Annotated in this window: 8 protein-coding genes and 2 pseudogenes; 5 read left to right on the top strand and 5 right to left on the bottom strand. The window is 64.8% G+C overall.

Translation table 11 applies throughout. The annotated features are described in order from the left end of the window. Positions 1–203 precede the first annotated feature (203 nt). Entirely contained in the window at positions 204–719 is a 516-nt protein-coding gene (locus KP010_RS13845; protein ID WP_142863436.1) for a hypothetical protein, read from the top strand. A gap of 34 nt (positions 720–753) precedes the next feature. On the opposite strand, the gene KP010_RS13840 is transcribed toward KP010_RS13845, so the two are convergent. The 3 genes from KP010_RS13840 to KP010_RS13830 all read right to left on the bottom strand — a co-directional run bounded on the left by KP010_RS13840 (position 754) and on the right by KP010_RS13830 (position 3,624). Then, the gene (locus KP010_RS13840) at positions 754–2,382 is read right to left on the bottom strand and encodes a CTP synthase (RefSeq protein ID WP_142863437.1); all 1,629 of its coding nucleotides are present in this window, start codon (positions 2,380–2,382) and stop codon (positions 754–756) included. Between the two features lie 122 nt (positions 2,383–2,504). Next, entirely contained in the window at positions 2,505–3,041 is a 537-nt protein-coding gene (secG, locus tag KP010_RS13835) for a preprotein translocase subunit SecG (protein ID WP_108915312.1), read from the bottom strand. A gap of 115 nt (positions 3,042–3,156) precedes the next feature. Further along, positions 3,157–3,624 (bottom strand): hypothetical protein, encoded by a 468-nt coding sequence (locus tag KP010_RS13830; RefSeq protein WP_142863438.1) that lies wholly within the window; start codon positions 3,622–3,624, stop codon positions 3,157–3,159. A 233-nt stretch (positions 3,625–3,857) separates the two neighbouring features. On the opposite strand from KP010_RS13830, the gene leuB reads away from it, so the two are divergent. After that, positions 3,858–4,970 carry a 3-isopropylmalate dehydrogenase gene (gene leuB / locus KP010_RS13825; protein WP_142863439.1) on the top strand — a complete coding sequence of 371 codons (1,113 nt, stop codon included), beginning with the start codon at positions 3,858–3,860 and terminating at the stop codon, positions 4,968–4,970. A 372-nt stretch (positions 4,971–5,342) separates the two neighbouring features. On the opposite strand, the gene KP010_RS13820 is transcribed toward leuB, so the two are convergent. After that, on the bottom strand, positions 5,343–6,719 hold the full coding sequence (locus KP010_RS13820) for a multicopper oxidase family protein (protein WP_142863441.1): 1,377 nt from the start codon (positions 6,717–6,719) through the stop codon (positions 5,343–5,345). A 20-nt stretch (positions 6,720–6,739) separates the two neighbouring features. Then, the gene (locus KP010_RS13815) at positions 6,740–8,101 is read right to left on the bottom strand and encodes a TolC family protein (protein WP_246659895.1); all 1,362 of its coding nucleotides are present in this window, start codon (positions 8,099–8,101) and stop codon (positions 6,740–6,742) included. 699 nt (positions 8,102–8,800) lie between these two features. Here KP010_RS13815 and KP010_RS23335 point away from each other — a divergent pair. The 3 genes and pseudogenes from KP010_RS23335 to KP010_RS22790 form a co-directional block, all read left to right on the top strand. Beyond that, positions 8,801–8,899 (top strand): annotated as a pseudogene (locus KP010_RS23335) (DUF2905 family protein); the annotation flags it as partial. A 43-nt stretch (positions 8,900–8,942) separates the two neighbouring features. After that, positions 8,943–11,162, top strand: a pseudogene (locus tag KP010_RS13805) (copper-translocating P-type ATPase); the annotation flags it as partial. 90 nt (positions 11,163–11,252) lie between these two features. Further along, entirely contained in the window at positions 11,253–11,810 is a 558-nt protein-coding gene (locus KP010_RS22790; RefSeq protein ID WP_371824237.1) for an OmpA family protein, read from the top strand. The last annotated feature ends 33 nt before the right edge of the window (positions 11,811–11,843 follow it).

Here is an 11,843-nt window from a genome sequence, read left to right as displayed (position 1 = left end):
GGCTTGGCTCCGGCTTGTCTCCCCGCGGCCGGAGTAAAGCAGGAATCGCCTTCACCGCCAATGCGCCCCGCAGGAAGCGCCGCGCACGCCCGGAAAGATCGGGCAAAATGCCCGGCGCAGGACGGTCTGCGCGCTCTTCCTCGGCGCGTGCGCGGCGCGCGACGGTCGCGCCCTCCCCGACCAGGGGCTTTGGAGATTCGACGATGAAACCGCTTTCGATCCGGGCGCGCCTGCCGTCGCGCAATGCTTTTATACTCGCCTTCGCGACCTTGCTGCTGGGCATGGCGCTCGCCATCGCGTGGGTCTTGGGCGTCACTTTGTTCTACCCCGACGGCGAGCTGGCGCGGGCGATCCACCGACGCGACGATCTTATCCGCGCCCATATCGATTATCTGATGATGGCCCAGTTCGTGTTCGTCTTCGGGCTGCTGTTCCGCCAATACGCCATACGGCCGCCGATCTGGATGATCGTCTCGATCTGCTTCGGAACATTCAATAACCCGCTCTCCTTCGCGCTGCGGGCGTTGCGGCCGAAGATCGATCCGGCGACGCTGCCGCCGGTCGAGCCGCATTTTCCGCTGATCGCGGGCGTGAGCTTCACTCTGACGACGGTGGGGTTTCTGACAGCGGCCTTCCTCGCCGCTCGCGCGGCGTGGCGGGCCGGCGACGCGTCGGCGGCGCCGCCGACGGTCGCTCGGAGCCTCGAGCGAGCCGAGTAACTCCGAGCGCGAAGGCTCGCTCTTGCCTATGCCGTCACACCAGCCGGCTCTGCGCCTTGGCCGCCTCGATGAAGCTGGCGAAAAGCGGATGCGGCTCGAAGGGCCGTGACTTCAGCTCCGGGTGATATTGCACGCCGATGAACCAGGGATGGTCGGGAATCTCGACCGTCTCCGGCAGCACGCCATCCGGCGAGGAGCCGGCGAATGAGAGGCCATGCGCCTCCAGCCGCTCGCGATAGGCGTCGTTCACCTCATAGCGATGGCGATGGCGCTCGGAGATATCGCAGCGCCCGTAGATGGCGGCGATGCGCGAGCCGGGCTTCAAATGCGCGGGATAGGCGCCGAGCCGCATGGTGCCGCCGAGGTCGCCGCTCGCCGAGCGCTGCTCCAGCGCATTGCCGCGCAGCCATTCGGTCATCAGGCCGACGACGGGCTCCTCGCAGGGGCCGAATTCGGTGGAATTCGCCTTCTCTATCCCGGCGAGGGCGCGCGCCGCCTCGATGACCGCCATCTGCATTCCAAAGCAGATGCCGAAATAGGGAACCCCGCGCTCGCGGGCGAAGCGGGCCGCGAGAATCTTGCCCTCGGCGCCGCGCTGGCCGAAGCCGCCGGGCACGAGAATGCCGTTCACATGCTCGAGATGGGCGGCCGGATCGGAGCTCTCGAACACTTCCGATTCGATCCAGTCGAGATGGACCTTCACGCGATTGGCGATGCCGCCATGCGCCAGAGCCTCGATGAGGCTCTTATAGGCGTCCTTCATGCCCGTATATTTGCCGACGACGGCGATCGTCACCTCGCCTTCGGGATTGTTGACGCGCTGCGTCACCGCATTCCAGCGGCTCATATCGGGCTTGGGCGCCGGGTCTATGCCGAAGGCGGCGAGCACCTGCGCGTCGAGCCCGGCCGCGTGATAGGCGCGCGGCACGTCATAAATATGGGCGGCGTCGCGCGCCTCGATCACGGCGCTCTCGCGGACATTGCAGAAGAGGCCGAGCTTGCGGCGCTCCTCGCGCGGAATCTCGCGATCGGTCCGGCAGAGCAGAATATCCGGCTGAATGCCGATGGAGCGCAGTTCCTTCACCGAATGCTGCGTCGGCTTGGTCTTCAGCTCGCCGGCGCTGGGGATGAAGGGCAGCAGCGTCAGATGGATATAGACGCAATGCTTCTCCGGCAACTCATTGCCGAGCTGGCGGATCGCCTCGAAGAAGGGCTGGCCCTCTATGTCGCCGACCGTGCCGCCGATCTCGATCAGCACGAAATCGACATGGTCATTGCCCTCGAGGGCGAAGTCCTTGATCGCGTTTGTGACGTGAGGAATCACCTGGATCGTCGCGCCGAGATAGTCGCCGCGCCGCTCCTTGGCGATGATGTCCTGATAGATGCGCCCGGTCGTCACATTGTCTTGGCGACAAGCGGGACGGCCGGTGAAGCGCTCGTAATGGCCGAGATCGAGATCGGTCTCGGCGCCGTCGTCGGTCACGAAGACCTCGCCGTGCTGGTACGGGCTCATCGTGCCAGGGTCGACGTTGAGATAGGGATCGAGCTTGCGCAGTCGCACGGTGTAGCCGCGCGCCTGTAGCAGCGCTCCGAGCACCGCAGACGCCAAGCCCTTGCCGAGTGAGGAGACCACACCGCCGGTGATGAAGATGTACCGCGCCATGGGGTCTTACGCTTATCGCCTCGGGATCGATTCGGAAAAGGTTTTTTCGTCGGCCGGCGGGAATTCCACCGGCGCGTTCTCGCGTCGAAGCTGCGAAGGGCGGCCCTGCGGCCGCCCGCGCCTCACTTCTCCTCGGCCGGAGCCTTGTCGGAACCCTCGGGAGCCTTGATCTCGGGAGCCGCGGCCTCGGGCGATTTGGAGCCTTCCGCGGCCGGCGGAGTCGCCGGAGCGGTCTCGACCGGAGCGGCAGGCGGCTCGGCGGCGGGCGGCGTCACGCCCTGGCGCTGCTGCTGGGCGCGCTGCAGCTGATCGAAAATGCTTTCCTTCTTCTCCGCCGGAGCGGGAGCAGAAGCGCCGGGAGCCGAAGAGCCCGGAGCCGGCGCGCCGGCCGGCGGCAGTTCCTTGAATTCCAGCTTGGCGGGATCGAAACCCTCGGGACCGCGCTCCCAGGCCGGAAGGACAGTGAGGGCGATGCTGGTCAAAAAGAAGACGGCGCCGAGAATGCCGGTCGCGCGCGTGATCGCATTGGCTTGGCCGCGGCCCGTGAACAGGCCGCCGCCGCCGATGCCGAGCGCGCCGCCCTCCGACTTCTGATAGAGAATCAGAACGACGAGAGCGACCACCACCATCAGGTGGATGACGATGATAACCTGCTGCATGAACCGCTGTCTCCCGGCGCTTCGGTTCCGCCCGCCCCGCGGCCCGCGCATATTCTGTCGCGGGCCTTCTACACCAATTTCACGGGCCTAGGGAAGGGCCGCCGCCGGGGCGGGGTCAATAGACGTTGCCGTCCTGACCCTTCCAACCCTTCGGGCTCTCGTCGAAGCGGGTCTCGTCGTTGAAGTCGATCTTGGCGCCGGGCTCAATATATTGCCGGTCCTTGATCTCCTGATTGGAGACCGTGGTCGAATAATATTTGCTCGCCGAGCAGCCGGCCTTGACCGCGCCGGCCTCGTCCGGCTTGCAGTCGAGATTGGCGCCCTTGGGGAATTCCGCCGAGCCGGTGAAGTAGAATTCGACGGCATGGTGGCCGGCGCCCTCGACGTCCAGCCGCCAGAAGCGCGACACGTCGAACTTCACCACTTTCGCGTCCGGATCGAATTTCTTCTTCAGCCGGTTCTCGAACACCGAGCGGGCGTTGTCGGCGGTCGGCTCGCAGGAGAAGAGGCAAAAGGCCTCGGCGCGGCCGGCGGTGAGCGCGGCCGCGAGCAGAGCGGCCGCCACGATCTTCGATGTCGACATGAAACGCGTCTCCTCTTTTCGTTTTTTCCTTCGCTCCCGCCGATTGGGGATCGGCGCGAAGCGGGGCTCCTTATGGGGCTCGGACCGCAGGCTGCACGGCCGTCGCGATCCCGGCAAGCCGGCCGCCTCGGACAGATTGTCGCATCACCATGGAGTTCTCCGCAATGTTGCCTTGCGCCGGCGCGCGCCTTATGGACAGCGCAACCCCGAGAACCAGAGATAGAGAGGATTTCATGGCCGCCTACAAGCTCCTTCTCCTGCCGGGCGACGGCATCGGCCCGGAAATCATGGCCGAGGCCGAAAAGCTCATCGCCTTTCTGAGCGCCTCCGGCGTCGCCTCTTTCGAGACGGAGAAGGGCCTCGTCGGCGGCTCCGCCTATGACGCCCATGGTCAGGCGATCAGCGAATCCGACATGGCCCTGGCCCAGAGCGCCGACGCCGTGCTGCTGGCCGCCGTCGGCGGGCCGAAATGGGACGGCGTGCCTTACGAGGTGCGCCCCGAGGCCGGCCTCTTGCGCCTGCGCAAGGATCTCGCCCTCTTCGCCAATCTGCGCCCCGCCATCTGCTATCCGGCGCTGGTCGACGCCTCCTCGCTGAAGCCCGATCTCGTCGACGGCCTCGACATAATGATCGTGCGTGAGCTGACCGGCGGCGTCTATTTCGGCGAGCCCAAGGAGATCACCGATCTCGGCAATGGCCAGAAGCGCGGCGTCGACACGCAGGTCTATGAGACCTATGAGATCGAGCGCATCGCCCGCATCGCCTTCGAGCTCGCCCGCAAGCGCTCCAACAAGGTCACATCGTCCGAGAAGGCCAATGTGATGAAGTCCGGCCTGTTGTGGCGCGAGATGGTGACCGCCCTGCACGCGCGCGAATATTCCGACGTGCAGCTCGAGCATATGCTCGCCGACGCGCTCGGAATGCAGCTGGTGCGCCGGCCCAAGCAGTTCGACGTGATCGTCACCGACAATCTCTTCGGCGATCTCTTGTCGGACGTCGCCTCCATGCTGACCGGCTCGCTCGGAATGCTGCCCTCCGCCTCGCTCGGCGGGGAAGACGCCGCCACGGGCAAGCGCAAGGCGCTCTACGAGCCCTGCCACGGCTCCGCGCCGGACATAGCCGGCAAGGCGCTCGCCAATCCGATCGCCATGATCGGCTCTTTGGTGATGGCGCTGCGCTATTCCTTCGGCCTGATCCCGGTCGCCGACGCGATCGACAAGACGATCGCCGATGTGCTGGCCGCCGGCCTGCGCACCGCCGATATCGCCGGGCCGAACGACAAGCCCGTCTCGACGAGCCAGATGGGTGACGCGATTCTGGCCGAGCTGAAGAAGACGCTGGGGTGACGACGATCGCGAGAAGGAACGCGCCTCGGCGCGTTCCATTGCGGTCGACTTTTTGCGCCCTGTCGCGTGCGGTAATTAACGACAATTGCTCGCGCAAAGTAATTTGACTTGCGAAATCGAAAGAGGGCGCCGAATGCGAGGGCGTAGCGTATATCTCGACATCGCCTGCTCCACCGTTACCGTTGCGGCGATTCTATCGATTGCGTTCGGCGCGGCCTCTCACGCCGAAACCGCAGCCAATTCTACGCCGCCGCGCGCCGGTTCGTGCTGGGACGGGGCCATATCACAGCGCGATATGACCGACTGCGCGATGAACGACTTTCGCGCCGCCGACGAGAAGCTGAACAAATCAGTCTAACAATTTTCCTCTGTTCAATGATGCTCATGGTAGCCGTGGCCGGAGGGCCTCGGCGCAGGGCTTTTCGTGCTCTTCATTCCCTCATGCCGCGACGCCTCTGCCGGTCGACCCTCGACGTCGTGAGCCACGGTTCCTTCCGGAAACTTGTACGGACCCGGGTCTTTGTAGTCATTACGCGCCAGCCCCTCTCGGATTTTCATGAGCGTGAACATGCCGCCCATTTCGATGGGCCCGAATTGGCCCGTTCCGGTCATCATGGGAAGCGCATTATCCGGCCCCGGCATGTGCATCGACGCCATGTCGCCCATACCGGACGAGCCCATGGGCATGTAATCCGGAACCAGCTTGGTAATCGCTTTGACAACTCTCTGGCTCTGTTTCGCTCCGATGAACGTTCTCAAGTCATGGCCCATGGCGTTCATCGTGTGATGCGACTTGTGGCAATGCAAGGCCCAGTCGCCCGGATTGTCTGCGACGAGCTCGAAGGCGCGAATCGTTCCGACGGGGACGTCGACGGTCGCTTCGGGCAATTGCGCCGATCGAGGAATCCAGCCCCCATCCGTGCCGGTGACGTAAAAATGGTGGCCATGCAGATGAATCGGATGATTTGTCATGCTGAGATTGCCCATCCGCACGCGCACGCGATCGTTCAAGCGCACGACGAGCGGATCGATGCCGGGAAAGACGCGATTGTTGAATGTCCACATATTGAAGTTCGTCATCTCCACGACCTTCGGCACATAGGTCCCAGGATCGACGTCATAGGTGGCCAGCATGAAGACGAAATCTCGATCGACCCTATGCTGCTCGGGATCGCGCGGATGGACGACGATCATTCCCATCAAGCCCATCGCCATCTGCACCATTTCGTCCGAATGCGTGTGGTACATGAAGGTCCCGCTCGTCTTCAGCTCGAATTCATAGACGAAGGTCTTGCCCGACGGAATATGAGGCTGCGTGACGCCGGCCACGCCGTCCATGCCGTTCGGCAACAAAATTCCATGCCAATGGACCGAGGTCGGCTCCGGCAGCTTGTTCGTCACGAAAATGCGGACCTTGTCGCCTTCGACCGCCTCTATGGTCGGACCCGGCGATTGGCCGTTATAGCCCCAAAGATGCACTTTCATTCCGGGCGCGAACTCGCGCACGACCGCTTCCGCGACAAGATGGAACTCTTTGACGTCCTCCTTCATGCGCCATGGCAAGCTCCACCCGTTCAACGTCACGACGGGATGAAATTCGGGACCATTCGATGGGAACAGCGGAGGTTGCGTCTCCGCGCTCGTCGCATAATGCGCCTCCGGAATGCTCGCCGCCTGCGCACGGCCGCTCAGGGCGGCGACGCTCGCAAATCCAGCCGCGGCGCCGATGAAGTTCCTTCGAGACATCATTGTCTGTCTTCCCTCATGCGTCACTGGCCGATAGCATCCATCCGCGATACGGGCGCCTCTTCGACTCGCGTTTCGACGCCGCCGATGACCGCGGCCCGAAGATCGGCATTGGCGAGCCAGAAATCCCGTTTGGCCTCGATCGCCGCGATATTCGCCATTATCCTCTGGCGCACCTCGGCGAGCAGCGGGAAGACGTCGATCAGCATCGCATTGTAACGCCGCAGACTCTCATCCGTGATGATTTTGCGCAGCGGCAAAATCTCTCGCTGATAATGATTCGCTACGTCCCATGCGGAGCGATAGGTTTGATACGCTAGGCGCGCTTCCGACCGAACGTCGACCGCCTTCGCCGCGAGGCGGTTGAACGCCTGCATGACGCTCTGCTCAGCCTCGCGCGTGCGCGCCTCGCCAAAGTCGAAGATCGGAATCTCAATCGTGGCGCCCGGGCCAAAAACCCTGAATCGAACACGCTCGGTGTCGATCGTCCCGTCGCTCGAAACTCTGGTGACGATTTCGCGAGTGTCCTTGTAGATGCCGGACAATTGGAAAACATTCACGAAGCGGGTCGCTTCGACGAGCCCGTACGATTTTGCGAGCGCGTCGAGCTCTATGCCCGCCACGAAGAGATCGGGGCGGCGCGCCACCGCTTCCTGCTCGACCATGGGCATGTTGTTTGGACGAGAGGGCGGCGCCGGCAGAGCCGCGGGCAGCCTGAAATCGAGATCGGCGCCCCACAGGCCCAGCGAGCGGATCAGCTGCTCGCGCTCCGCGATCGCGCGCTGGCGAGCCTGCGCGAGCCGAACGGTAAGATCGGCATAGAAGACTTGCTCGCGCGCCTGATCGAGCTTGTTCATCGCGCCGGTTTCGCCCAAGGCTCTGGCGAGCTGCGCGGCCGATTCGGCCGTCGAATTCGCTTTGGTGAGAAAAGCGACGAGCTCCTGCGCCGCGACGGCGCGATAATAGTCTTTGCGCGCTCGGGTCGCGAGCCGGAGCGTTTCCTCGGCGGCGCGCAGCTGCGCCTGATGAAATCGATCTGCAGCGATTTCCGCCCGCGCCGGCAAAGTCGCCAATGCGAGAATATCGGCGGCGATGATCGCCTCGAGCTCCAATTTCAACGGTCCGGCGATCCGCGAAATGGAAAAGCTCGGGTTTGGCGGAAGGACCGCTTTCACCATCGCCGCTTCCGCGGAGCCCAGCGCATTATACTCCGCTTGGAGGCCGCGATTGTCGAGCAGGGCGATTTGCACCGCAGAGTCGGCCGTCAGCGCTCGCGAGAGCAGATGCTCGACACGAGCCCGAGCGGATGCGGCGTCCTCCGGCGTGCGAATCGCCAGCACATCCTTCTCGAGCCGGCTACCGGCGACGTCCGCGACAATGCTCATGCCGCCGTCGTCCGAAAAGCCGACACAAGCGGAAAGCGTCATGGCGGAGAGCAGCGCCGCGCCGGCTCGAAGCCTCAGACCACTGTTCCGCCACCGTCGCAGCGTCGATAGAGAGCATGGGAGCCGTTTCAATGCTCATGCTCCGAACCGCCGTGATGCGCTCGCTCCGATGATCGGGTCAGTTGCGCATTTTGCTCTTTCCAGGAGCCCGGCTGGATCGGCCGTTGGCTGGCATACGAACCGACCGTAGATCGATAATATGTAGCGGGCGCAGGCGCTCCGGCGTCGAACGGTTCAGGGGCGACGAGCGGTGGTCGAATTGGCGCGCAGCCATGCGCTGCTCCAACGATCAACGAAGCAGGGCCGAGTTTCCCGAGGATGTAGATAAAGAATAAATTCTGTCGCTTCGGCTCAGCGGCGGAAGCTCGTGCGCGCGACGACATTGAGAGACCTCGGTCGCAGGGGATTCTTACGCCAGCCACCGAATCACTACGAAAAACGCTAACTCGCTCGAGCAGGGAAAAGCTATTGGTCGCTTCACGAACCCTTCGGACGGCGCGTCGGCAGGCGCGCGCTGCAGAACAGTGTCATGCAGGGCATGGCGACCGCTCGTTCGTCGAAATCTTCTTTTTCGTTCCTCGTCGGGCTGGCGCGATTCGTCGCTAAGCGGTTCGCCCTCGGCCGCCACCCGGCGACCAAGCTGTCGAATGCGGCGATTTCCGCCCCTATATTCCCCTTACGACGTCGCTGATCGTCAGCGTGGCGCTCAGCGTCATGTTCTGGTTTTTCAGTCGGTGAAGTCTGCGCATTCTAAGTCGTAGCGGCGATTTAGGGGTTCTCCATGGCCCATGAACATGCCCATGAGCACGCCAACCGACACTCTCGCGAGGAGCATCTGCATTCTCCGGCGAGGGCGGCGCCCAGGGAACAGCGCGGCCGAGGCGCGTATCCAGAGGTGATCTACACCTGCCCGATGCATCCGCAAATCCGTCAGCCGAAGCCGGGCAATTGCCCGATCTGCGGAATGACGCTCGAGCCTGTCGTCGCAAGCGCCGAGACCCGGCCGAGCCCGGAGCTCGTCGACATGGCGCGGCGCTTCTGGATCGGCCTCGCCCTCGCCGTTCCTGTCCTCGCTCTGGAGATGGGCGGACATTTTCTCGGCCTGCATCGATTGCTTTCACCGCAGACCTCCAATTGGATTCAATTCGTTCTCGCGACACCCGTCGTTCTGTGGGCCGGGTGGCCGTTCTTCGAGCGGGCGGCGCGGTCCCTCGTGACGCGCAATCTCAATATGTTCACGCTCATCGCAATGGGCACCGGCGTCGCCTGGGCCTATAGTGTGCTGGCCACTTTTGTCCCGACGCTGTTTCCGCCGGCCTTCCGCAACGCGGATGGCTCGGTCCCGATCTATTTCGAGGCCGCCGCGGTCATCACTGTCCTCGTTCTGCTCGGACAGGTGCTGGAGCTGCGCGCGAGGGAACAGACCGGCGGCGCGATCCGCGCTCTGCTCGATCTCGCGCCGAAATCCGCGCGGCGCGTCGCCGCCGATGGATCGGACGACGATATTCCGCTCGAGCAAGTCGCAGTCGGCGATCGGCTCCGCGTGCGCCCTGGCGAAAAGATCCCCGTCGACGGCGAACTACTCGACGGCCGCAGCTCGGTCGACGAATCTCTGGTCACGGGCGAGTCGCTGCCGGTGTCTAAAAACGCCGGCGACAAAGTCATCGGCGGCGCGCTCAACCAGAGCGGCGGCTTCGTCATGCGCGCCGACAAGGTCGGCCGCGACACGATGCTGGCGCGCATCGTCGAGATGGTCGCCGCGGCGCAGCGCAGCCGCGCGCCGATCCAGCGGCTCGCCGATCAGGTCTCCGGCTGGTTCGTTCCGGCCGTCATCGGCGTCGCCGTCCTCGCCTTCATAGCCTGGGCCATCTGGGGACCGGAGCCGCGCATGGCCTATGGCCTCGTCGCGGCCGTGTCCGTCCTCATCATCGCCTGCCCCTGCGCGCTAGGCCTCGCGACGCCCATGTCGATCATGGTCGGCGTCGGACGCGGCGCGCAGAGCGGCGTACTCATCAAGAACGCCGAGGCGTTGGAGCGCTTCGAGAAGATCGACACTCTCGTCGTCGACAAGACCGGCACGCTGACCGAAGGCAAGCCTCGCGTGACAGACGTCCGACCAACGGCCGAGCTCGCCGAGAATGATCTACTGCGTCTCGCCGCCAGCCTCGAACGGGCGAGCGAGCATCCGCTGGCGCAGGCGATCGTGCAATCGGCGCTCGCGCGCGGGCTCGAGCTCTCCGAAGCGAAGGAGTTCGATTCGCCGGTCGGCAAAGGCGTGACGGGCGTGGTCGATGGTCGATCGCTGATTATCGGCAATCGCCGCTTCCTGGACGAGATCGGCGTCGACGCCGGCGCCGCCGATGCAGAAGCCGAGCGGCTCAGAGAAGACGGAGTCACCGCGATTTTCGTCGCCCTAGACGGCGTCGTCGTCGGCGTGATCGGCATCGCCGACCCCGTCAAGGAGACGACGCCCGTCGCCCTGCAGGCGCTGCGGAAGGATGGCGTGCGTGTCGTCATGCTGACGGGCGACAATTGGACGACCGCGCGCGCCGTGGCGAAGCGGCTCGGCATCGACGAGGTCGAAGCCGAGATTCTTCCAGAAGACAAGAGCGAGGTGGTGAGCCGGCTGAGAGCGGCCGGCCGTGTCGTCGCCATGGCGGGCGATGGCGTCAATGACGCGCCGGCGCTCGCCGCCGCCGATGTCGGCGTCGCCATGGGGACGGGAACCGATGTCGCGATCGAGAGCGCCGGAGTCACCTTGCTGAAGGGCGATCTGCAGGGCATCGTTCGCGGCCGACGGCTCTCGGCCGCGACGATGCGCAACATTCGCGAGAATCTCTTCTTCGCGTTCATCTACAACGCCGCCGGCGTGCCTGTCGCCGCCGGCGCGCTCTATCCCGCTTTCGGACTGCTGCTGTCGCCGACGATCGCCGCCGCCGCCATGGCGCTGTCGTCGGTGAGCGTGATCGCCAACTCGCTGCGGCTGCGCCGATCATGCATCGACGAGCCGGCCCCTACCGACGCCCTCCGCCGCTCGGCGGGCTCGAGACGCTCGATATGGGCGGGAGCGACGGCCGCCGCGCTGGCGATCGTGGCCGTTCTGGCGTTGTGGCGCCCATGGCGGCCGGGCCTTCCCGTTGCCGAAACGCCGCCGCTTCCATCAGCGCAGTCCGAGGCGGCGCCGACGGCCGGGCTCGTTCCGGCTCTCCCGACGGAGCGCTCAGCCGAAACGCAGAAAGCGGAAACGCGATCCAGCGTCGTTGCGAGCGAAGGGGTGGAGTCGAAGTTGCGCGCCTTCCTCGTCGGCGAGGCGCCTCCCGGGCGAAAAATTGCCTGGTTCGAGCTCGACGGCGTCGCTTTCGAGCCGCGCGGAGCGGCCCTTCGGCCCGCCGCGCAGACGCAATTGCGGGCGGTCGCCGACATTCTGGCCGCTCATCCTCGCGCCAGAGCGACGGTCGCGGCTTATGGCGACGCCAAGAGACTGTCGAAGCGGCGGGCGGAGGCCGTGGTCGCGGCGTTGACGCGCCTGGGCGTCGACGCCGCTCGTCTCCGTGCGCTGGCGCTCGCGTCGAAGCCCTCTGGCGCCACGGGATCGAGCGAAAATTCCGTGGCGGACAGCGGCTTGCTGCTCGGCGTGCGGCTGAAGTGAGATTTTGAAGGCCAGCGAATGCCAATATCCGTC

Source organism: Methylosinus sp. KRF6, assembly GCF_018887255.1.
GTDB lineage: Bacteria > Pseudomonadota > Alphaproteobacteria > Rhizobiales > Beijerinckiaceae > Methylosinus > Methylosinus sporium.
The sequence above is the reverse complement of the archived record's forward strand: the minus strand, read 5'-3'. Positions and strand labels throughout refer to the sequence as shown.